General features: G+C 71.9%; 18 protein-coding genes. 7 read left to right on the top strand and 11 right to left on the bottom strand.

What is annotated here, in order from left to right; all coding sequences use genetic code 11:
* Positions 1–304: 304 nt before the first annotated feature.
* Complete coding sequence (locus ACFQ6N_RS33830; RefSeq protein WP_380657504.1) at positions 305–1,696, bottom strand: sporulation protein; 1,392 nt, start codon at positions 1,694–1,696, stop codon at positions 305–307.
* A gap of 273 nt (positions 1,697–1,969) precedes the next feature.
* Here ACFQ6N_RS33830 and ACFQ6N_RS33835 point away from each other — a divergent pair, with 273 nt between their 5' ends.
* The gene (locus ACFQ6N_RS33835) at positions 1,970–2,776 is read left to right on the top strand and encodes a hypothetical protein (RefSeq protein WP_380657506.1); all 807 of its coding nucleotides are present in this window, start codon (positions 1,970–1,972) and stop codon (positions 2,774–2,776) included.
* Between the two features lie 119 nt (positions 2,777–2,895).
* Complete coding sequence (locus ACFQ6N_RS33840) at positions 2,896–4,221, top strand: UDP-glucose dehydrogenase family protein (protein ID WP_380657507.1); 1,326 nt, start codon at positions 2,896–2,898, stop codon at positions 4,219–4,221.
* A 386-nt stretch (positions 4,222–4,607) separates the two neighbouring features.
* On the opposite strand, the gene ACFQ6N_RS33845 is transcribed toward ACFQ6N_RS33840, so the two are convergent.
* Positions 4,608–4,901 (bottom strand): hypothetical protein, encoded by a 294-nt coding sequence (locus ACFQ6N_RS33845; protein ID WP_380657509.1) that lies wholly within the window; start codon positions 4,899–4,901, stop codon positions 4,608–4,610.
* 78 nt (positions 4,902–4,979) lie between these two features.
* Between ACFQ6N_RS33845 and holA the strand changes: the two genes are divergently transcribed.
* On the top strand, positions 4,980–5,978 hold the full coding sequence (gene holA / locus ACFQ6N_RS33850) for a DNA polymerase III subunit delta (RefSeq protein ID WP_380657511.1): 999 nt from the start codon (positions 4,980–4,982) through the stop codon (positions 5,976–5,978).
* A 93-nt stretch (positions 5,979–6,071) separates the two neighbouring features.
* Here holA and ACFQ6N_RS33855 read toward each other — a convergent pair whose 3' ends face one another.
* The 3 genes from ACFQ6N_RS33855 to ACFQ6N_RS33865 form a co-directional block, all read right to left on the bottom strand.
* A complete protein-coding gene (locus ACFQ6N_RS33855) occupies positions 6,072–6,761 on the bottom strand; it encodes a hypothetical protein (protein WP_380657513.1) in 690 nt (229 codons plus the stop codon).
* 437 nt (positions 6,762–7,198) lie between these two features.
* Positions 7,199–7,468 carry a 30S ribosomal protein S20 gene (gene rpsT / locus ACFQ6N_RS33860; protein WP_218205877.1) on the bottom strand — a complete coding sequence of 90 codons (270 nt, stop codon included), beginning with the start codon at positions 7,466–7,468 and terminating at the stop codon, positions 7,199–7,201.
* 170 nt (positions 7,469–7,638) lie between these two features.
* Positions 7,639–7,944 (bottom strand): antibiotic biosynthesis monooxygenase family protein, encoded by a 306-nt coding sequence (locus ACFQ6N_RS33865; protein WP_380657514.1) that lies wholly within the window; start codon positions 7,942–7,944, stop codon positions 7,639–7,641.
* A gap of 320 nt (positions 7,945–8,264) precedes the next feature.
* On the opposite strand from ACFQ6N_RS33865, the gene lepA reads away from it, so the two are divergent.
* Positions 8,265–10,133: a translation elongation factor 4 gene (gene lepA / locus ACFQ6N_RS33870; RefSeq protein ID WP_380657515.1), complete on the top strand. Its 1,869-nt coding sequence runs from the start codon at positions 8,265–8,267 to the stop codon at positions 10,131–10,133.
* A 117-nt stretch (positions 10,134–10,250) separates the two neighbouring features.
* On the opposite strand, the gene ACFQ6N_RS33875 is transcribed toward lepA, so the two are convergent.
* From ACFQ6N_RS33875 to ACFQ6N_RS33890, 4 genes are all read right to left on the bottom strand, one after another.
* The gene (locus tag ACFQ6N_RS33875) at positions 10,251–11,333 is read right to left on the bottom strand and encodes an NAD(P)/FAD-dependent oxidoreductase (protein WP_380657517.1); all 1,083 of its coding nucleotides are present in this window, start codon (positions 11,331–11,333) and stop codon (positions 10,251–10,253) included.
* Between the two features lie 150 nt (positions 11,334–11,483).
* Positions 11,484–12,395 carry an RNA polymerase sigma factor SigJ gene (gene sigJ / locus ACFQ6N_RS33880; protein WP_380657518.1) on the bottom strand — a complete coding sequence of 304 codons (912 nt, stop codon included), beginning with the start codon at positions 12,393–12,395 and terminating at the stop codon, positions 11,484–11,486.
* 162 nt (positions 12,396–12,557) lie between these two features.
* Positions 12,558–14,456 carry an ABC transporter ATP-binding protein gene (locus tag ACFQ6N_RS33885; RefSeq protein ID WP_380657558.1) on the bottom strand — a complete coding sequence of 633 codons (1,899 nt, stop codon included), beginning with the start codon at positions 14,454–14,456 and terminating at the stop codon, positions 12,558–12,560.
* A 278-nt stretch (positions 14,457–14,734) separates the two neighbouring features.
* Complete coding sequence (locus tag ACFQ6N_RS33890) at positions 14,735–16,468, bottom strand: ABC transporter ATP-binding protein (protein WP_380657521.1); 1,734 nt, start codon at positions 16,466–16,468, stop codon at positions 14,735–14,737.
* 344 nt (positions 16,469–16,812) lie between these two features.
* On the opposite strand from ACFQ6N_RS33890, the gene ACFQ6N_RS33895 reads away from it, so the two are divergent.
* The 3 genes from ACFQ6N_RS33895 to ACFQ6N_RS33905 are packed head-to-tail and all read left to right on the top strand — an operon-like array spanning position 16,813 to position 20,657.
* Positions 16,813–18,771, top strand: a complete 1,959-nt coding sequence (locus tag ACFQ6N_RS33895) for an AMP-dependent synthetase/ligase (RefSeq protein ID WP_380657522.1) — start codon at positions 16,813–16,815, stop codon at positions 18,769–18,771.
* Between the two features lie 58 nt (positions 18,772–18,829).
* Complete coding sequence (gene hemW / locus ACFQ6N_RS33900) at positions 18,830–20,059, top strand: radical SAM family heme chaperone HemW (RefSeq protein ID WP_380657524.1); 1,230 nt, start codon at positions 18,830–18,832, stop codon at positions 20,057–20,059.
* Between the two features lie 40 nt (positions 20,060–20,099).
* Positions 20,100–20,657: a Uma2 family endonuclease gene (locus ACFQ6N_RS33905; protein ID WP_380657525.1), complete on the top strand. Its 558-nt coding sequence runs from the start codon at positions 20,100–20,102 to the stop codon at positions 20,655–20,657.
* Positions 20,658–20,787: 130 nt separating this feature from the next.
* On the opposite strand, the gene ACFQ6N_RS33910 is transcribed toward ACFQ6N_RS33905, so the two are convergent.
* Both ACFQ6N_RS33910 and ACFQ6N_RS33915 read right to left on the bottom strand, forming a co-directional pair.
* On the bottom strand, positions 20,788–21,630 hold the full coding sequence (locus ACFQ6N_RS33910; protein WP_380657527.1) for a DUF3097 domain-containing protein: 843 nt from the start codon (positions 21,628–21,630) through the stop codon (positions 20,788–20,790).
* A 31-nt stretch (positions 21,631–21,661) separates the two neighbouring features.
* Positions 21,662–22,264 (bottom strand): hypothetical protein, encoded by a 603-nt coding sequence (locus ACFQ6N_RS33915; RefSeq protein WP_380657529.1) that lies wholly within the window; start codon positions 22,262–22,264, stop codon positions 21,662–21,664.
* Positions 22,265–22,273: the final 9 nt, after the last annotated feature.

Here is a 22,273-nt window from a genome sequence, read left to right on the forward strand (position 1 = left end):
GGGGGGCCCCCCCCGCGTTTTTCTGGGTGGGGGGCGCGGGGGGGGGGGCGGGGCCCGCGCCGAGAGAAGCGAGGGGCAGGGAAGAGGCCTGGGGCCGCACAGGAGGTCGTACCAGGGCTTGCGCCCTTGGCCAGTTGGTAGAGCCCGCGCTGGGCAGGTTCGTTCAACTGCTATCGCCGTGCTCCTCGTTGTCGTGGCGCAAGAGCTCACCGGACCTCAGATGATGAGGTAATCGTTCGATGTCGGGCTATTTTCCCCGTGGCTGATGCCGTTCTTTGAGGGAGCCGATGGTCGGCGGCTGCGGTCAGGCGGCGATCCCCAGCTCCGTTCGGGCGCGGTGGAGGAAGTCGCGGACGGTGGTCTCACGGCGCCAGGGGATGAGGGCGGTGTTGAACTCGCGGACGTAGTCCTTGGCCCGGCTGGACCGGACGCGGGCGAGGATGTCGACGGCCTGGTTGCCGAGCGCGAGGCCCTGGTCGAGGTCGTCGGCCTGGAGGTGGGCGGTTCCGACGATCGCCAGGCGCATCCCGACCGAGCGGGTGAACGCCCCGGGCCGCATGGCGGTGGCCTGGGTGTTCCAGGCCAGCGCCTCCTTCGGTTTCTTCAGGTCACGGAAGACCTCGGCGGCGTCGGCCGAGAGCCGGGCGTGATGGTAGAAGTCGATCCACGCCGGCTCGTCGGCGCGGTCGCGGGCCCGGTCGAGCAGCGTCTCGGAGGAGGCCAGTGCGGCGGCTGCCGCCTTCGCGTTGTCGTCGCGGGCATGGGCGCGGGCCTCGATGAGCTTGGTGAAGGCCAGCACCCGGGGGGCGGCCTGGTCCTTCGCCCGGGCGAAGGCGCCCTGGGCCATGTCGACGGCCTCACTGGGAAAGCCCCGCAGCAGGGTCTGCATCGCCATGGTGGTGAGCACGTAGCACCCGAGTTGGACGTCGCCACCGGCCCGGGCGAGGCGGAGGGCCTGGATGAAGTGCCGCTGGGCGACGTCGTGCTGACCGATGTCGAAGGCGGTCCAGCCGGCCAGGCGGGACAGTTCGGCGGTCACCGAGAACAGCTCGCGGCCCACCTTGTCGCTGAACGAGCCGGTCAGCAGTGGCACGGCGCGTTCTTGCAGGCAGGCCGTCACGGAGTTGGCCTTCCAGTTCCCGCCGCCGTACTTCGAGTCCCAGTGCCGGGCGTCGTCTGCGGCGTCCCGCAGTTCGTCGAGGTCGGCGGTGCCGACCCGGCCGGTTCCGTGATGGGCGGAGGTGTCATCGGCCGGGCTCACCAGCCACCGGGTGACCGGGGTCGTGAACGAGGCAACGGCGAAACCGGATCCGGTGAGGAAGTCGCGGCGGTTCACGGAACTCCAGAACGAAGTGGCGGCGCGCACGGCGTCGGCGGGGTCTCGCGGGAAATCCAACCCCACCCCGACGTCCGGTGTCTCGGTGTCCGCCATACCGATCTCCGCCAACTGCACGGGCCTGCCGAGGCGTTCGCCGATCGCCCGGGCCAGGAGCTTGGGCACCGGCCACTCGGGGACCATGCCCCTGCGGCACCAGTTCGCGACCGAGGTATGCGTATACGTCGTGGTCAGCCCGGCTTCGTGGGCCAGCTGGTTCACGCGGTGGGCCAGCGATTTGTGGCTGGCGCCCTCGCACTTCTCGATCATCCGGGCCAGCGCGTCGTTCGGCGGTTTGGCCCGGCGGGTGGTCGACGCCACAGCGTCCCCCTCGATCCGTTCCCCGGTTGGGCACGGGGAGTCGTACGCGACTGCTGCAGGAGAATTCGTAGGTCCGGCACCTGATGCCGGATCACCGAGGGTATTACCTCCGCCGCTCGCAGTGAACCGCTTCGCGAGCTGTGAGCCCCCTTGCGAGCCCTGCCCTCACCGGCTGCCGGACGGTTGCCTGGTGTTCCGGGCCTCCGCCGGGACCTGGGGAGTCACCTCCCGGCGGAGGCCACCACCGATTTCACGCTCGGGGGTGACAACCAGATGTGCGGAATCGCAGGACTGGCCGGCGCCGACGCCGTCCGCCATCAGCTGACCGTCGCCGCGATGGGGCTCGCGCAGCACCACCGCGGCCCGGACGGCACCCGGCACCTGACCTCGGCCGACGGCCGGGCGGTGCTGTCCATGAACACCCTGCTGATCGTCGACACCGCCGCCGACCCCGGTCCCTACCTGGACCCGGCCGGCGGCATCGTCCTCACCTTCAACGGCGAGATCTACAACTACCGGCAGGTCGCCGCGGCCTGGGGCATCGTCCTGGAGCCCGGCGAGACCGACGCCCACCTGGTCCTGCGGGCCTGGGCCAAGCTCGGCCCCGGCTGCCTCGCCAGCCTGGACGGCATGTTCGCGCTCGCCGCCTACGACCCGCGCGAGGGCCGACTGTTCCTGGCCCGGGACCGGCTCGGCGAGAAGCCCCTCTACTGGCGCCTGGACGACGGCCGCCTCGCGTTCGCATCCGAGGTCACCACCCTGACCGGCTACGGCACCGCCCCGCTGGTCGTCCGCCCCGAGATGCTGTCCATCGAGACGCCCACCGGCGCCGACACCCCGTTCCAGGGCATCCAGCTCCTCCCGCCCGCCGGTCTGTTGGCCTTCGACGTCGCCACCGGTTCGAAGAGGCGGGCTTGGCCGTCGACGGCTTGGCCGGGCTCTTCGAGACCAACGACACCGCCGGCTCGGGCCAGATCATCACCTTCTTCGCCGCCGACTGGGACGGCGACGAGCGGACTCTGCCGCTCGCTGAGGGCGTCAAGCTCCAGTTCTTCGCCCCCGAGCACCTGCCCGTCCTGACCATCCCGCCGTTCATCCGCCACGGCATCCACCGCTACCTCGCCGCCCGGCCCGCCTGACCTCCCGTCCTCCAAGGGGGCGTGGCGCCGGTCGGGCGGCCCCACCCCTCTCGGAAGGACATGTTCGTGAAGCTCACCGTCATCGGCTGCGGCTACCTCGGCGCGACTCACGCCGCCGCGATGGCCGAACTCGGCCACCAGGTCCTCGGCATGGACATCGACCCCGACAAGGTCGCCTCCCTCAACGCCGGCCGGGCCCCGTTCTTCGAGCGCGACCTGGACGGCCTGCTCGCCAAGTACACCGCCACCGGGCAGCTGCGGTTCACCACTTCCTACGCAGAGGCCGTAGCCTTCGCCGACCTCCACTTCATCGGCGTCGGCACCCCACAGAAGCCCGGTGAGATGGCCTACGACCTCACTCACCTTTTCACTGCCGTCCGCCAGCTCGCCCCGTGCCTGACCGGCCCGGCCGTGATCGTCGGCAAGTCCACCGTCCCGGTCGGCACCGCCCCGCAGGTGATCGACATCCTGCGCGAGTTCGCCCCGGCCGGCGACCAGGTCGAGGTCTGCTGGAACCCCGAGTTCCTGCGCGAGTCCTACGCGGTCGAGGACACCCTCCATCCCGACCGGATCGTCCTCGGCTTCACCGGACCGGACACCCGGGCCGAGGCCGTGGTCCGCCAGGTCTACGGCAGGATCATCGAGTCCGGCACCCCGGTCATTGTCACCGACCTGGCCACCTCGGAGCTGGTGAAGTCCGCAGCGAACGCCTTCCTCGCGACCAAGATCTCCTTCATCAACGCCATGGCCGAGGTCTGCGAGACCTCAGGCGCCGACGTCCAAGTGCTGGCCGAAGCCCTCGGCCATGACGCCCGGATCGGTCGGCGCGGCATGCGGCCCGGGCTCGGGTTCGGCGGCGGCTGCCTGCCCAAGGACATCCGCGGCTTCATGGCCCGCGCCGGTGAGCTCGGCGCCGACCAGGCTCTGACCTTCCTCCGCGAGGTCGACGCGATCAACAATCGCCGCCGCGAGCGCATGGTCGACCTCGCCCGCGAGCAGTGCGACGGTGTCATCAGCGGTAAGAACATCACTGTCTGGGGCGCCGCCTTCAAGCCCGACACCGACGACATCCGCGACTCCCCGGCCCTCGCGGTTGCCCAGGCCCTCCACCAACTCGGCGCCGCCGTCACCGTCTTCGATCCCAAGGCCCTCGACAATGCCCGCAAGGCCCACCCCCAGCTCGAATACGCAGATCACCCGCTCGGCGCTGCCTACGATGCCGACCTGCTGCTTCACCTGACCGAGTGGCCCGAGTTCAGCCACCTTGACCCCAAGGCCGTCGCCGCCCGCGTCGCCGTTCCCAGGGTCATCGACGGCCGCGGCACCCTCGACCCCGTTCGCTGGCGGGCCGCCGGATGGACCTACCGAGCCCTCGGCCGCCTCTGAGGGCCGGAACGGACAGGCGGCGACGGCCGGTCAGGTGAGGCCGGCCGGTCATCGTTGCTGTGTCTCAGGCAGCCAGTGAAATTTCGGCAGTATCACCGGGTTCCGGACGGCTTTGGTCTGGCCGTCTGGACTTGAGGATGCTCATGACCTGGTCCCGACGCCGGCTCCAGATGGGCCGCCGGGGTTCACCCAGATCGGTGATGACCGCCTCGACTCCATGGCAGAAACGTTTCGGTGCGCTCCGGGCGAGGGGCCCGGAGCGCACCGAGAGATTCGGGAGCAAACTTGCTCCCTTGCGGTTGGGTGGCGTCGGAGCGCGGCAGAACCGTTGCTCCGTGCGGGGTGGATCCGGGGCCGCCGCAGAGGCCGCCCGGCAGGGGAGGCCGTCAGGCCTCCTCGCGCCAGCCTTCGTGCTCGACGGCGAGGGCGTCGAGCACGTGCAGGAGGGCCGGGGTCCAGCCGGTGTCCGGGGCCTCGACCACGACGAGCCATTGGGCGTCCTCGGCGTCGTCCTCGCCGGCGAGGGCGTCGCGGACGATCTCCAGCTCGCCGAGGTCGGGTTGGGTGGCGGCCAGTTCCTCGGCGGCTTCTTCGGCGGTGTCGCGGTCGGACAACACGAGGAGTTGCCTGGCGTGCGGGTCGCCGACGCCCGGGAGGTCGATGGTGTGGTTCTCGGTCACCAGGCCATTGTCCAGGCCGCCCGGGTCGGCCGGTCGGGCGGGCGGGAGTGTCCGCGGCCCGTGGGATGCTGGTAGGCGATGGCCAGGAAGAGTGCACCCGACGACCTGCTCGCCCCGCTGACCCTCGCGGTCGGCCAGGAGGAGCTGCTGCTGGACCGCGCGGTCGCCCAGGTGGTGGCCGCGGCGAGGGCGGCGGACCCGGACACCGACGTACGGGACCTGCCGCCCGGTGGGCTGCAGCCCGGCAGCCTGGCCGAGCTGACCACGCCGTCGCTGTTCTCCGAGCGCAAGGTCATCGTCGTCCGGGCCGCCCAGGACCTCTCCGCCGACTCGGTGAAGGAGCTCAAGGCGTACATCGAGGCGCCGGCCGAAGAAGTGATCATCGTTCTGGTGCACGCCGGCGGTGCCAAGGGCAAGGGACTGATGGACGCCGCGCGCAAGGCCGGCGCCCGCGAGGTGGCCTGCGCGAAGCTGGCCAAGGCGAACGAGCGGCTGGCCTTCGTCAAGGGCGAGTTCCGCACGCTGGGCCGCTCGGCGACCCCGGAGGCCTGTCAGGCCCTGCTGGACGCGCTCGGCAGTGACCTGCGCGAGCTGGCGGCCGCGTGCAACCAGCTGACCTCGGACGTCGAGGGCACGATCGACGACACGGTGGTGGCCCGCTACTACAGCGGCCGGGCCGAGGCGACCGGCTTCGAGGTGGCCGACCTGGCCGTCACCGGCCGGGCGGCGGAGGCGCTGGAGCGGCTGCGCTGGGCACTGGCGGTCGGACAGCCGCCGACCGGCATCACCTACGCACTGGCCTCCGGCGTGCGCAGCATCGGCCGGCTGGCGTCCGCCGGGCGGAACATGCGCCCGGGTGACCTGGCCCGCGAGCTGGGCATGCCGCCGTGGAAGGTGGACCGGGTCCGCCAGCAGATGCGCGGCTGGACCGGCGACGGGGTGGCCGTCGCGCTGACCGCGATCGCCCAGGCCGACGCCGCCGTCAAGGGCGGCTCGGACGATCCGGCCTTCGCCCTGGAACGCGCGGTGGTCGCCGTCGCCCGGGCCTCCCGGGCCGGCTCCCGCCCCGCCTACTGACGGCGGGGCGCGGCAAGGGGCGGCGCGGGCGCGGGGTGCGGCCAGGTCGGCCGGGGTGCCGAGGGCGGCGGCCCGGCCCGGGCCGGGGGCGGACTACTTCTGCATGGCCCGGACGGCGTCCTGGCCGTCCGACTGCAGGGTGCTGCGCAGCTCGTCCTTGGACGGCGGCTTGCCCTTGCCCTCCGTGTAGCTGGCCGAGTAGTTGATGTAGTAGGTCATCCCGCCGTCGCGGATGTCCAGCTCGGCGTAGACGCTGTGGTACTTGTCCGAGCCGTCGTCCTTGTAGAGGAAGTACGCCTCCTCGCCGATCCCGGGGATGTCGGTGACCTGGTAGCCGCGGGCCCGGTAGAGCTCCTTGTTGGCGTCCAGTTCGGGCGCCGGGTTGACGGCCTTGTGCAGGTCGGCGCGCAGGTAGACCGAGGCGAACTCGCTGTCGCTGGTGCCGCCGGTCCGCTTGAGGCTCATCGAGCAGTTCATGCTGTCCAGGGCCGGGTTCCGGTCGCTGTGGTGGGTCGGCGCGGAGGTGTCCGAGACGGAGTACGTCTGGAGCAGCTTGGTGGGCTTCGCGGTGGCGCAGAAGTCGTCCGACAGGTGGTAGCTGCCGAGGCTGCGCGGCGCGGAGTCGCTGCTGACCATGCCGGGGACGACCATCACGGCGGTGGTCCAGCCGGCCGAGGCCAGCACGGCGCCGACGAAGGCCCAGACGGCGTTGCGCCGCAGGTTCCCGCCGGAACGCGGCGCGCCGCCACCCGGTACCACCGGTGTCCCGGGAGCGGTCGGCATCCCCGGTGCCCCGGGCATCCCCGGCGACGGCATCCCCGGCGACGAGGGCAGTCCGGGCGACGAGGGCAGCCCGGGCGGTGGTCCGAAGCCTCCCGGTCCCGTCGGCTGCTGCGGGAATCCGTACCCCGGCCCGTTCGGTGCCGACGGAGGCGGTGGCGGTGGCGGCGTCGTCATGAAGTTCCCCCCTGGGCCCGGCGTCGGGGTGCTCCCCCGCACCTCGATCGCACCTGACCGACCATAGCGGCCGGACGGTGGAACGCGACAGGCGCCGCAGTGGCCTCCGGGAAGGAGGCCGACTGCGGCGCCTGCCGCACTGTTCTGTGCACCGCACCCGCGTGGCGAACGCAGGCCGCGTGCGGTGCGAGTCTCGCGCCTCAGGGTCCGGGTAGAGGGCCGGATCGTCCTGGGGCGACGGGGGCCAGTGGCCCCCGGGGGCGTCAGGCCTGGACGGCCGTGTTGACGCGCTTGGTGATGGCCGACTTCTTGTTGGCGGCCTGGTTGGCGTGGATGACGCCCTTGCTCACGGCCTTGTCGAGCGCCTTGGAGGCGGCGCGGGCCAGCACGACGGCCTTCTCGGTCTCGCCGGCGGCAGCGGCCTCACGGGCCTTGCGCAGAGCGGTCTTCAGCGAGGACTTGACGGCCTTGTTGCGCAGGCGCGCCTTCTCGTTGGTCTTGTTGCGCTTGATCTGGGACTTGATGTTCGCCACGAAAGAGCCTCAGTCTGTCTAAAGATTCTGAACGGGATCGCACCGGCGGCCTTCGTTCAAGCTGAGAGGGCATGCCGAGGCCAGGTGCAGCAGCCCACGCTACCAGGGGCCTGCCACCCGCCCCAAACCGGCCGCGGTCCCGGACCGGCCCGGGCACGGGCTGCCGGCCGCTATGCGGTGATCAGCGGCTCGCCGTAGTGCTCGACCTCCGGGAACGGGCGGTAGTAGTGGTGCAGCAGGGCGCGCCAGCGCTGGTACTCGGGGGAGCGGCGGAACCCCTCGGTGTGGTCGGCGAGGGTGTCCCATTCCACCTGGAGCAGGAAGCGGGACTCGCGGCCCTCGTCGAGGCAGCGCCGCAGCCGCAGGGAGCGGAAGCCGGGCCGGCCGGCGATCAGCGGGCGGGCCTCGGCGAAGGAGGCGAGGAACTCGTCCTCCTGGCCGGGCAGGACGTCGAGCAGGGCGCTTTCGAGGATCACGGTGGCCATCCTGCCGTCCGCGCACGGACACGGGGGAGGGCCCGGAGGCAGGAGGAGGGAGGGAGCCGGCTGCGGGAGCAGGGGAGGAAGCAGGGGGAAGCCGGGGAAGAAGCCGGGGGAGGAGCCCGGAAAGGAGCCGGGAAACGACCGCGGAAAGGAGCGGGGGAAGGATCGGACGGTGCCCGAACGGCACTCCGGCCCGCGCTCGTGGGAAGATGGGAGGAACTATTTCGATCGGACGAGACTGTCCGGTCCCCGGGAAACCGGTCAGCGATGACCCGGACACCCCCGGCCCCGGACCAACGGAGAATCGGACCAAGGTGCCCGCGACCCCCAGCAATGTGCCAGAGCCCAGCCGTACCGACCCGGCGCTGATCCGCAACTTCTGCATCATCGCCCACATCGACCACGGCAAGTCGACGCTCGCAGACCGGATGCTGCAGATCACCGGCGTCGTCGACCCCCGGCAGATGCGTGCCCAGTACCTCGACCGCATGGACATCGAGCGTGAGCGCGGCATCACCATCAAGTCGCAGGCGGTCCGCCTCCCGTGGGCGCCGAAGACCGGCCCGAGCGCCGGGACGACGCACATCCTCAACATGATCGACACCCCGGGCCACGTGGACTTCACGTACGAGGTGTCCCGCTCCCTCGCCGCGTGCGAGGGCACCATCCTGGTGGTCGACGCGGCCCAGGGCATCGAGGCGCAGACCCTCGCCAACCTGTACCTGGCGCTGGAGAACGACCTCACGATCGTCCCGGTGCTCAACAAGATCGACCTGCCGGCCGCCCAGCCGGAGAAGTACGCCGCGGAGATCGCCCACATCATCGGCTGCGACCCCTCGGACGTGCTGCAGGTCAGCGCCAAGACCGGTCTCGGCGTCGAGGACCTGCTCGACCACATCGTCAACACCATCCCGGCCCCGGTCGGCGTCAAGGACGCCCCGGCCCGCGCGATGATCTTCGACTCGGTGTACGACTCCTACCGCGGCGTGGTCACCTACGTCCGTGTCGTGGACGGCCAGCTCACCAAGCGCGAGCGGATCGCGATGATGTCCACCGGCGCGACCCACGAGCTGCTGGAGATCGGCGTCATCTCGCCCGAGCCGAAGGTCGCCGACGGCCTCGGCGTCGGCGAGGTCGGCTACATCATCACCGGTGTGAAGGACGTCCGGCAGTCCAAGGTCGGTGACACGATCACCTCGATGCACAAGGGGGCGACCGAGGCGCTGGGCGGCTACAAGGAGCCGCGCCCGATGGTGTTCTCCGGCCTGTACCCGCTGGACGGCTCGGACTACCCGCTGCTGCGCGACGCCCTGGACAAGCTGCGCCTCAACGACGCCGCGCTGGTGTACGAGCCGGAGACCTCGGTCGCGCTCGGTTTCGGCTACCGCTGTGGCTTCCTCGGCCTGCTGCACCTGGAGATCATCCGGGAGCGCCTGGAGCGCGAGTTCAACCTCGACCTGATCTCCACCGCCCCGAACGTGGTCTACCGGGTGATCATGGAGGACGGCACCGAGCACACCGTCACCAACCCGAGCGAGTTCCCCACCGGCAAGCTTGCCGAGGTGTACGAGCCGGTCGTGCGCGGCACCATCCTGGCGCCGAACGAGTTCGTCGGCGCGATCATGGAGCTGTGCCAGTCCCGCCGGGGCAACCTCCAGGGCATGGACTACCTCTCCGAGGACCGGGTCGAGCTGCGCTACACCCTCCCCCTCGCGGAGATCGTCTTCGACTTCTTCGACCAGCTGAAGTCCAAGACCCGCGGCTACGCCTCGCTCGACTACGAGCCCATCGGCGAGCAGACCGCCCAGCTGGTGAAGGTCGACATCCTGCTGCACGGCGACGCGGTGGACGCCTTCTCTGCGATCGTGCACAAGGACAAGGCCTACGGCTACGGCGTGATGATGGCGGGCAAGCTCCAGAAGCTGATCCCCCGCCAGCAGTTCGAGGTGCCGATCCAGGCGGCGATCGGCTCCCGGGTGATCGCCCGCGAGACGGTCCGCGCGATCCGCAAGGACGTCCTCGCCAAGTGCTACGGCGGTGACATCTCCCGTAAGCGGAAGCTGCTGGAGAAGCAGAAGGAAGGCAAGAAGCGGATGAAGATGGTCGGCCGCGTGGAGGTCCCGCAGGAGGCCTTCATCGCCGCGCTGTCCACCGACGCCGAGGCGCCGAAGGAAAAGAAGTAGGCGGCAGCGGTACGCGGTGAAGGGCCCGGGCACCAGCCCGGGCCCTTCCGCGTTCCGCCCTCCGGCAGCGCTTCCGGCAGCGCTTCCGGCAGCGCTTCCGGCAGCGCCTGCCCGGCGCTACTTCAGCGCGCCGAGGACGGCGGCGACGATCCCGGCCTTGGCCAGCCGGCCCGCGGCGCCGGTGAACACCGTGGTCCTCATCGAGTCGTCCGGGTGGACCAGTTGGAGCAGCCCGTCCCGCCGCCCGAGGCTCACGCACTGCACGACGTACCGGTACGAGAACGGCTTCTCGGTGCGCCCGTCGAGCAGCCTGCCGACGTACTGGCCCTGCGGCAGGGCGGTGGCGCAGCCCATCCGCAGGGTGCCGATGCCGGGGACGGTGACGGCGGCGGCGTCGCCGACCACGTGGACGTCCGGGTGCGAGACCGACCGCAGGTGGTCGTCCACCAGGGCCCGGCCGCGGTCGTCGACGGCCAGTCCGGCCTCGGCGGCCAGCGGGTGCGGCTCCAGTGAGGCGGCCCAGACGGTGAGGTCGGCGTCGATCGGGCCGACGGTGGTGCGCAGTCCGTCCGGGGTGACCTCGGTGACGGTGGCGTTCTCGTGGACGGCGACGCCGAGCCGGTCGAGGACGCGGCGGACGTGGGCGCGGCCCTTGGGCGAGTAGATGCCGCCGACGAGGCCGGCCGAGACGATCCGCACCCGCCAGTCGGGGTGGGCTTCGGCGAGTTCGGTGGCCAGTTCGATGCCGGTGGCGCCGCCGCCGACCACGGCCAGGGTGCCGGGCCGGCCGGCTTCGCCGATCCGGTGCCGGACCTCGGCGGCGCGTTCGGCGGAGTGGGCGTGTTCGGCGGCGCCGGGGACGCCGTGCCAGGCGGTGCGGCTGCCGAGGGCGTGGACCAGGGTGTCGTAGGCGAGGGTGGTGCCGTCGTCGAGCAGGACCTTGCGGCCGGTGAGGTCGATCTCGACGGCGCGGGCCCGGTGGTGCCGGATGTCGCGGCCGCGGGCCAGGTCGCCGATGGCGGGCCAGTCGCGGCCGCGGCCGGCCGCCGCCTCGTGCTGGCGGACGCGGTGCAGGAGCCGCTCCTCGGGGGCGACCAGGGTGACGCTGTGGTGGCGGCCGGCGCCCTTGGCCGCGCTGAGTCCGGCGTACCCGGCGCCCAGTACGACGATCCGCCGGCCGGTGCTGGTGGTGCTGCTCATCTCGTCCGCCTCCTCACGAGGGCGCTCCCGGGGAGCGCCGGTGCGCTCCGGTGGAGCGCTGTTCGGGAGGGGGACGACGCGGCCGGCCGGGGTGTGACGGTGACCCGTGTCACACATCGGCCGGGGGTGTCGGGGACGGTCAGGGCGCCGTCAGGGGGTGGTGACCGGGCTGACGCGGCCGAGCTTCTCGGGGTTGACCACGATGTACGCCTCGGTGATCCGGCCGTCGGCCACGGTGAACGCGAGGACGCCGCCGACGGTGCCGGTGGCCAGGTCGTACCAGAGCAGTCCCGGTTCGCCGTTGACGGTGGCGGGGCGGGTGGCCGTGTCGGGGGTGAACCACTTGGCGACCAGTCCGGCCACCATGCGGGCCACCCGGTCGGCGCCGTGGATGGGGCGGACCCCGGCGCGGACGATGCCGCCGCCGTCGGAGTGCCAGACCACGTCCGGGTCGAGGATCTCCATCAGGGCGAGGATGTCGCCGCGGGTGCTGGCGGCGGCGAAGGCCTCGACCGCCTGGCGGTGCTCGGCGGGGTCGGTGCCGCCGGTGCGCCGCCCGCCGTCCCTGACCCGGCGGCGGGCCCGGGAGGCGAGCTGGCGGGCGGCGTCGGGGGAGCGGTGCAGCGAGCTGCCGATCTCCTCGAAGCCGACCGCGAAGACGTCGTGCAGTACGAAGGCGGCCCGTTCGGCGGGGGTGAGCTGTTCCAGTACGGCGAGCAGGGCGAGGGAGACGGACTCGCCGAGTTCGGCCAGGTCGGCGGGGGAGTGCGGGGCGTCGGTGTAGGAGACGGCCGGTTCGGGCAGCCATTCGCCGTAGTAGGCCTCCCGGCGGGCCCGGGCGGAGCCCAGCTGGTCGTAGCAGAGCCGGGTGACGACGGTGGTCAGGTAGGCGCGCGGGTCGGTGACGGTGGCGCGGTCGGCGGCCTGCCAGCGCAGCCAGGCGTCCTGGAGGACGTCCTCGGCGTCGGTGAAGGAGCCGAGCAGCCGGTAGGCGACCGAGCCCAGGTAGCGGCGGTTCGCCTCGAAGGCGTCCGGGGCGGCCGGGAGCTGGTCGTCGATCACCCGCCCAAGGTAGCGCCCGCCGGGGGCCTGCGGGAGGCCGGGGGACACGGGAGACCGGGAGCGGCGGGAACCCGGCGGACGCGGGGGCCGGGGACGCGGGGGCCGGAGACGCAAGGGGGCCGGGGCGGAAGGTTCCGCCCCGGCCCGTGACCCGCTGCCGGGTCAGTCCACCTCGGCCACGGCCTCGGCGAACTGCGCCTGGTAGAGCCGGGCGTAGGCGCCGTCGGCGGCGATCAGCTCGTCGTGCGAGCCCTGTTCGACGATCGAGCCGTTCTCCATCACCAGGATCACGTCGGCGTCCCGGATGGTGGAGAGCCGGTGGGCGATCACGAAGCTGGTGCGGCCGGTGCGCAGCCGGGCCATGGCCCGCTGGATCAGCACCTCGGTGCGGGTGTCGACGGAGCTGGTGGCCTCGTCCAGGACCAGGATGGACGGCTGGGCGAGGAAGGCCCGGGCGATGGTGATCAGCTGCTTCTCGCCCGCGCTGACGCCGGTGCCCTCGTCGTCGATGACGGTGTCGTAGCCGTCGGGCAGGGTGCGGACGAAGCGGTCGACGTGGGCGGCCTTGGCGGCTTCGACGACCTGGTCGCGGGTGGCTCCCTGGGCGCCGTAGGCGATGTTGTCGGCGATGGTGCCGCCGAACAGCCAGGTGTCCTGGAGGACCATGCCGATGCCGGAGCGCAGGTCCTCGCGGGACATCGCGGCGATGTCGACGCCGTCGAGGGTGATCCGTCCGGAGCGGACCTCGTAGAACCGCATCAGCAGGTTGACGAGGGTGGTCTTGCCGGCGCCGGTGGGGCCGACGATGGCGACGGTGTGGCCCGGTTCGACCTTGAGCGACAGGTCCTCGATGAGCGGCTTGTCGGGGTCGTAGCGGAAGGAGACGTCCTGGAAGGCGACCCGGCCGTGGACGGTGTCCGGCTTCTCGGGCATGGCGGGTTCGGGGCTCTGCTCGGGGGCGTCCAGCAGTTCGAAGACCCGCTCGGCGGAGGCGACGCCGGACTGCACCAGGTTGGCCATGCTGGCGACCTGGGTGAGCGGCTGGCTGAACTGCCGCGAGTACTGGATGAACGCCTGGACGTCGCCGATGGACAGCGCGCCGGAGGCGACCCGCAGGCCGCCGACGACGGCGACCAGCACGTACTGCAGGTTGCCGATCAGCATCATCGCGGGCTGGATGATCCCGGAGATGAACTGTGCCTTGTAACTGGCCTCGTACAGGGCCTCGTTGTGCTCGCGGAAGGTCTCGGCGGACTCGTGCTGGCGGCCGAACACCTTGACCAGGGTGTGGCCGGTGTACATCTCCTCGACGTGGGCGTTGAGTTGGCCGGTGGACTTCCACTGCTGGACGAACTGCGGCTGCGCCCGCTTGCCGACCTTGGTGGCGACGACCACCGACACCGGCACCGAGACCAGGGCGATCACGGCGAGCAGCGGGGAGATCCAGAACATCATCGCGAGCACGCCGACCACGGTGAGCAGCGAGTTGATGACCTGTCCCATGGTCTGCTGCATGGACTGGCCGATGTTGTCGATGTCGTTGGTGACGCGGCTGAGGACCTCGCCGCGCGGCTGCTTGTCGAAGTAGCTGAGCGGCAGTCGGGAGAGCTTGGCCTCGACGTCCTGGCGCAGCCGGTAGCTGGCGAGCTGGATGGCCCTGGTGGCGAGGCGGCCCTGGAAGATGCCGAAGACGGCGGAGGCGACGTAGATGCCGAGCACCCAGAGCAGGATGGTGCCGATGGCGCCGAAGTCCATGCCCTGGCCGGGGGTGAAGTGGACGGCGGAGAGCAGGTCGGCGACGCCGCCCTCGCCGTGGGCGCGCAGCCCGTCGATGACCTGGGCCTTGGAGGTGCCGGGGGCGAAGCGGGCGCCGACGACGCCGGCGAAGATCAGGTCGGTGGCGTCGCCGAGCACCTTGGGGCCGATGACGGCGCAGCCGATGCTGAGGACGCCGAGGAGCAGGACGCCGAGGAGGATGTTGCGTTCGGGGCGCAGCAGGCCGAGGACGCGTTTGCCGGAGCCCTTGAAGTCCATGGACTTCTCGGTGCCCTGGCCGCCCATGAAGCGGCCGGGTCCGGCGGGGCCGCGGCGGGCGGCGGCGGCCTGGGAGTCGCTGGGCAGTTCGGCGTCGTCCGCCTGCGGGTCGCCCTTGGTGAGGTCGGCCTTCGCGGGGCCTGCGCCGTCCGGGCCTGCGCCGTCCGGGCCTGCGCCGTTCGGGCCGGTGCCGTTCGCGGCGGCCGGTGCGGGGCCGGTGCCGTTCGGCCCGGTCGGCGCGGGGTCGGCCGTGGCCAGGTCGGCCGTTCCGGTGTCCTGCTCCGGGGTGGGCTTTCCGGGGGTGGTCACGCCGCCTCCTGCTCGGTGAGCTGGGAGAGCACGATCTCCCGGTACGTCGGGTTGTCGGCCATCAGCTCGTGGTGGGTTCCGCTGCCGACGACGGCGCCCTCGTCGAGGACGATGATCCGGTCGGCGTCGCGGATGGTGGACACGCGCTGGGCGACGATCAGGACGGTGGCGTTCGCGGTCTCGCGGGAGAGGGCCTTGCGCAGCCGGGCGTCGGTGGCGTAGTCGAGCGCGGAGAAGGAGTCGTCGAAGAGGTAGACGGAGGGCTTGCGGACCAGGGCCCGGGCGATGGCCAGGCGCTGGCGCTGGCCGCCGGAGACGTTGCTGCCGCCCTGGGCGATGGGGGCGTCCAGGCCTTCGGGGAGCTTCTCGACGAACTCCTTGGCCTGGGCGATCTCCAGGGCGTGCCAGAGCTCCTCGTCGGTGGCGTCGGGCCGGCCGTAGCGGAGGTTGCCGGCGACGGTGCCGGAGAACAGGTAGGGCTTCTGGGGGACGATGCCGACGCTGTCGGCGATCGCGGTGGCGGCGAGTTCGCGGACGTCCACGCCGTCCAGCAGGACCTGGCCGGAGGTGACGTCGAAGAGCCGGGGGACGAGGCCGAGCAGGGTGGACTTGCCGCTGCCGGTGGAGCCGATGATGGCGGTGGTCTCGCCGGGGCGGGCGGTGAGGTCGATGCCGCGCAGGACGGAGGCCTCGGCGCCGGGGTAGCGGAAGTCGACGGCGCGCAGTTCGAGGTTGCCGCCGCGGGGGGCCTCGGTGATCGGGGTGGCGGGCGGCACGACGCTGGATTCGGTGCGGAGGACTTCCTGGACGCGTTCGGCGCAGACCTCGGCGCGGGGCACCATCATGAACATGAAGGTGGCCATCATGACGCTCATCAGGATCTGCATCAGGTAGGAGAGGAAGGCGGTGAGCGCGCCGATCTCCATGGCGTGGCTGTCGATGCGGTGGGCGCCGAACCAGAGCACCGCGACGCTGGAGACGTTCACGACCAGCATGACGGCCGGGAACATGACGGACATCAGCCGGCCGACGCGGCGGGCGACGTCGGTGAGGCCCTCGTTGGCGGTGGCGAAGCGGGCCTGCTCCTGGTCGTCCTTGACGAAGGCGCGGATGACCCGGATGCCGGTGATCTGTTCGCGCAGGATCCGGTTCACGGTGTCGATGCGTTCCTGCATGCTGCGGAACTGGGGCCGCAGCGCGCGGACCAGCAGGACGACGACGACGGCGAGCGCGGGGATGACGGCGAGCAGCAGGCCGGACAGCGGGACGTCCTGGTTGAGCGCCATGATGATGCCGCCGACGCACATGATGGGTGCGGCGACCATGAGCGTGAAGCTCATCAGGGCGAGCATCTGGACCTGCTGGACGTCGTTGGTCGTGCGGGTGATCAGGGAGGGGGCGCCGAACTCGCCGACCTCGCGGCTGGAGAAGGTCTGTACGCGGTCGAAGACGGCGGCCCGGACGTCCCGGCCGAAGGCCATGGCGACGCGGGCGCCGATGAAGACGGCGCCGATCGAGCAGAGCGCCTGGGCGAGCGTCACGCCGATCATCACGCCGCCGACGCGCATGATGTATCCGGTGTCGCCCTTGATCACGCCGTCGTCGATGATGTCGGCGTTGAGCGTCGGCAGGTAGAGCGCCGCGAGGGTGGACACCAGCTGGAGGGCCACCAGCAGGGCGATCGGTCGGGAGTAGGGGCGCAGGTACGCCCTGAGCAGTCTGATCAGCACTAGCACACTCTTGTCGTCGCGGGTCGGGTTCGCATCCCGATTCTCGTTCTTCTGTAGCCTCGTACAGGCCATTCGGCGTGTGGGAACCGAGGGTTTGCCGGGCTTTTGCCGAACGGTCCGGCAGGTCGCCGGTCGTTCCCGGTGCCGGGCGCGGCCGTGGGCACGGTCGCCCCGGGGGTGTGCCGTCCGGTGCCGCCCCCTTACGGAATGACCGGTTTCCCCCTAGGCTGCTGATTGCCCCCTTGTTACTGACGGGTACCGCTCAGGTGAACCGGGGCCCGGCGACCGCCCCCACGGCCGCCGAGACAATCCCTCAGACGGCCACCCGCCCCCGGAGGTCCTCGTTGAGTTCCGCGCAGTCCCTGATCGACTCCGGCAGGCCCGACCTCGTCGCCGGGCGTCCCGCCTCCGTCGCGCACCTGTTCCTGGAGCGGGTCGCCGCGACCCCGAATGCGGAGGCCTACCGCCACCCCGCCCCGGTCGACGAGCACGCCGCGGACGGCGCGCCCGGCGCGGAGCAGTGGCGCTCGCTCACCTGGGCGCAGACCGCGGTCCGGGTCAAGGCGGTGGCCGCCGGACTGATGGCGCTCGGCATCCGGCCGGAGGACCGGGTCGCCCTGGCCTCCTCCACCCGGATCGAGTGGATCGTCGCGGACCTCGGCGCCATGTGCGCGGGCGCCGCGATCACGACCGTCTACCCGAGCACCAACGCGGACGAGACGGCGTTCATCCTCTCCGACTCCGGCTCCCGGGCGCTGTTCGCGGAGAACGCCGCCCAGCTCGCCAAGGCCGCCGCGCAGATCGGGCAGCTGCCCGACCTGCGTACGGTGATCCTCTTCGACGCGCCCGAGGCAGGCTCCGAGGACGCCCCCGGGGGATCCGCCGGGGACGCCCCGGGGACGGCGGGCCTGGACGTGCTCACCCTCGCCGAGCTGGAGCGGCGCGGTACCGAGTACCTGGCGCAGCACCCCGACGCGGTGGAGAAGGCCGTCGACGGGCTCGGCAAGGAGCAGCTGGCCACCCTGATCTACACCTCCGGCACCACCGGCCGCCCCAAGGGCGTGCGCCTGGTGCACGACTGCTGGGCGTACGAGGGCCGGGCGCAGGAGGCCAGCGGGCTGCTGCGCTCCGACGACGTCCAGTTCATGTGGCTGCCCCTGTCGCACGTGTTCGGCAAGACGCTGATCTCCGGGCAGATCGCCACCGGCCACGTGATGGCCGTGGACGGCCGGGTGGACCGGATCATCCACAACCTGCCGGTGATCCGGCCGACCATCATGGCCTCGGCGCCGCGCATCTTCGAGAAGGTCTACAACGGCATCGCCGGGAAGGCCCGGGCCGAGGGCGGCGCCAAGTACAAGATCTTCATGTGGGCGGCCAAGGTCGCCCGCGAGCACGCCCGGGCGGTCCAGGAGAGCCGGGTCGCCACCGGGACGGGCACCGCTCCGCTGGGCCTGCGGGCGCAGCACGCGCTGGCCGACCGGCTGGTGTACGCGAAGATCCGGGCGGCCTTCGGCGGGCGGCTGCGCGGCGCGGTGTCCGGCAGCGCCGCGCTGGCCCCGGAGATCGGCTACTTCTTCCTCGGCGCCGGCGTGCCGATCCTGGAGGGCTACGGCCTCAGCGAGACCAGTGCCGGCTCCTGCGTGAACCGGGAGGAGGACGTGCGGATCGGCACGGTGGGCCGCCCGCTGCCCGGCACCGAGGTGCGGATCGCCGAGGACGGCGAGATCCTGCTGCGCGGCCCGGGCGTCATGCGCGGCTACCACAACCTGCCGGAGAAGACCGCCGAGGTGCTGGAGCCGGACGGCTGGTTCCACACCGAGGACATCGGCGAGCTCGGCCCGGACGGCTTCCTGCGGATCACCGACCGCAAGAAGGACCTGTTCAAGACCTCCGGCGGCAAGTACGTGGCGCCCAGCGAGGTCGAGGGCAAGTTCAAGGCGGTCTGCCCGTTCGTCAGCAACATCCTGGTGATCGGCAACGGCCGCAACTACTGCACCGCGCTGATCGGCCTGGACGAGGCGGTCATCATGCCGTGGGCCGCCGAGCACGGCCTGGCCGGGAAGTCCTACACCGAGGTGGTCGCCGACCCGGCGGTCCACGAGCTGGTCGAGGGCTTCGTGAAGCGGCTCAACGCAGGGCTCCAGCGCTGGCAGACGATCAAGAAGTTCCACCTGCTGCCGCGCGACCTCGACGTGGAGCACGGCGAGCTCACCCCGAGCCTGAAGATCAAGCGCCCGGTGGTCGAGCGGACCTACGCGGACGCGGTCACCGCGATGTACGCGGGCGCCAACGAGGCCTGAGCGCGCCCCGTCCCGTACGGCCTGCGGTGATCGCCGGGCCGTACGGGACAATGGGGGCATGCCCTCCGCACTCCCCGACGGCGAACCCGTGCCGTCCGACGGTTCCCTGCCCGCGCACGCCCTCACCGGGCTCGGCAGGCGTCCCTTCGGCTTCTACCTGCACGTGCCGTACTGCGCCAGCCGCTGCGGCTACTGCGACTTCAACACCTACACGGCCACCGAGCTGCGCTCCTCCGGGGCCGTCGCCTCCCAGGAGACGTACGCGGACAACGTGGTCGCCGAGATCCGGCTGGCCCGGCGGGTGCTGGGGGAGACGGACCTGCCGGTGCGGACGGTCTTCCTCGGCGGCGGCACGCCCACCCTGCTGCCCGCCCGCGACCTGGTGAAGATGCTCGCCGCGATCCGCGAGGAGTTCGGGCTCGCCGACGGCGCCGAGGTCACCACCGAGGCCAACCCGGAGTCCGTCGACCCGGCGTACCTGGCCGAGCTGCGCGAGGGCGGCTACAACCGGATCTCCTTCGGCATGCAGAGCGCCCGCCCCCACGTGCTGCGGCTGCTCGACCGCCACCACACCCCGGGGCGCCCGGAGGCCTGTGTCGCCGAGGCCCGCGCGGCCGGCTTCGACCACGTCAACCTGGACCTGATCTACGGCACCCCCGGCGAGTCCGACGACGACTGGCGGGCCTCCCTGGACGCCGCGATCGGCGCCGGGCCCGACCACGTCTCCGCGTACTCCCTGATCGTCGAGGACGGCACCAAGCTGGCCGCCCGGGTCAAGCGCGGCGAGCTGCCGATGATCGACGACGACGTGCACGCCGACCGCTACCTCATCGCCGAGCAGGCACTCGCCGCCGCCGGGTACCACTGGTACGAGGTCTCCAACTGGGCCGCCACGCCCGAGGGCCGCTGCCGGCACAACGAGCTCTACTGGACCGGCGCCGACTGGTGGGGCGCGGGCCCGGGCGCCCACAGCCACGTCGGCGGCGTCCGCTGGTGGAACGCCAAGCACCCCGCCGCGTACGCCCAGGCCCTCGCCGAGGGCCGCACCCCGGGGCTGGGCCGCGAGGTCCTGGGCGACGAGGACCGCCGGGTCGAGCGCATCCTGCTCGAACTGCGCCTGGTCGAGGGCGTCGCGCTGGACCTCCTCACCGGCACCGGCCGCGAGGCCGCCGCCAAGGCCCTCGCCGACGGCCTCCTGGACCCGGGCCCGTACGAGCGGGGTCGCGCCGCGCTCACCCTCCAGGGGCGGCTGCTGGCGGACGCGGTGGTACGTGACCTGGTGGACTGAGTGTCGTTAACGTGGTGTCAGCCGTCGGAGGGAGCGCGCAATGACCGCCATCGATGACCGGGTGACGGGGATCTTCGAGAACCTGGAGGTCCCCGAAGGCTTCAAGGCCGAGCTCATCAGGGGGGAAATCGTGATGATGGCCGGGCCGGACCTGGTCCACAACATCATTGTCGAAGCCATTCGGGACCAACTCCCCCGGACGCGGTGGCACCGCTTGACCACCCAGGACATCGATCTCCCGGGCCTGACGAGTGAGCCTCAGCCGGACCTGGTCGTGTTCGAACGGGAGGCGTTCGAAGGCCCCGGTCGACTGGTTCCCGCGCCCGTTCTGGCCCTGGTGGTCGAGGTCGTCTCCAGGACCAGTGTTCTCCGCGACTACCGGACCAAGCGGGAGTTGTACGCCGAGGGCGGGATTCCCGTGTACCTGGTCGTCGACCCGATCAAGGCCGTCTGCGTGCTCCTCACCGAGCCGACCCGGGCGAGCGCCTCGGGGATGCCGGACTACGTGTCCGAGCGGACCACCAAGTTCGGCGAGCCGATTCCGGTGGACCTGCTGGGCGTCACGCTCGACACCTCGGAGTTCCAGACCTACGCGTGACGGGCGGCCCGCCCCTCCGGAGCCGCGACGCGGCGGTCCCGCGTCGCCGTGCCGCCGCGCTCGTCCGCGGTTCGGGACACGGCGACCTCCGGAGACGGGGTCGAACCGGGAGAGTGTCCCGTTCGCGGGGTCACTCCGGAAGCGTCACGAAGTCGATCAGTTCCTCGACCCGGCCGAGCAGTTCGGGTTCCAGGTCCTTGTAGGTGTCGACCTTCGACAGGATGTGCTTCCAGGCCGCCGGGGTGTCCGCCGGCCAGCCGAGGCGGCGGCAGGTGCCCTCCTTCCAGTCCTCGCCGCGGGGGACGGCGGGCCAGCCGGGGATGCCGACGCTCGACGGCTTCACGGCCTGCCAGATGTCGATGTAGGGGTGGCCGACGACCAGCACGGACTCGCCGGTGACCTGCCCGGCGATCCGGTGCTCCTTGGTGCCGGGGAGCAGGTGGTCGACCAGGACGCCGAGGCGGCGGCCCGGGCCGGGGGCGAAGCCGGCGACGATCGCGGGCAGGTCGTCGATGCCCCGCAGGTACTCCACGACGACGCCCTCGACGCGCAGGTCGTCGCCCCAGACCCGCTCGACCAGCTCGGCGTCGTGGCGGCCCTCGACGTAGATCCGGGACTCGCGGGCGACCCGGGCGCGGGCGCCCCGGACGGCGACCGAGCCGGAGGCGGTGCGCCCGGCCCCGGCCCCGACGTCGCGCCCGGCGGGGGCCGGACCGGCCGGGCGGACCAGGGTGACGACCCGGCCCTCCAGCAGGAAGCCGCGCGGGACCAGCGGGAACACCCGGTGCTTGCCGAAGCGGTCCTCCAGGGTGACGGTGAACCCCTCGGCGGTCTTCTCGCAGCGCACCACGGCCCCGCAGAAGCCGCCGGCCGCCTCCTCGACCACCAGGTCCCGCTCGGCGGGCACCTCCGGGGCGGGGGCCTGTTTCTTCCACGGCGGGGTCAGGTCGGGTCCGTACTGGCGGCTGCGCATACGGGTGATCATAGGGACGGCGGACGGGCCGTCAGAGGCCCGGCGCGCCCCAGACCGGGAACCAGCGGGACAGGTCCTTCTCCAGCCGCAGGTCGTTCCCCAGCATCGCGTTGACCTGGAGTTCCAGCGGGCTGTTGCGCCGCTCCCCGCCGCCGGGCATCGGTGCGAAGGGGTAGAAGGTACCTCGCTTGTAGAGGTACACCAGGGCCAGCGACTGCTCCTGGGCGTCGCCGCCCGCGTCGTTTCGACGGAAGCCCACCAGCGAGCAGAGCAGCTGCGGGCCGAAGCCGTTCGCCTCCAGCTCGCTGTTGACGGCGTGCAGGTCGTTCACCAGCTCCGGCAGCTCCCCGGGGGAGTGCCGGGCGAGCAGCCAGGAGTAGCCGTAGCCGTCCTTGGAGGCCTCCACCGGGACGCCGCCGCGCCCGGTGTCGGCGTCCAGCAGGGCCCGGACCTGCTCCTCGACCTGGCCGAAGGCCGCGCCCTCGACGGCCGCGAAGCAGACCGAGCCGAGCCCGGTCGGCGTGAAGCCGGCCCCGGCCTCCAGGGTGAGCGCGGCGGACGGCACGCCGAACAGCTGGTCGAGGTCGGGTTTGACGGGCTTGGTGCGGCCGAACAGGGTGTCCAGGATTCCCACGGCGGTCCT

The organism is Kitasatospora sp. NPDC056446, assembly GCF_042796115.1.
Taxonomy (GTDB): domain Bacteria; phylum Actinomycetota; class Actinomycetes; order Streptomycetales; family Streptomycetaceae; genus Kitasatospora.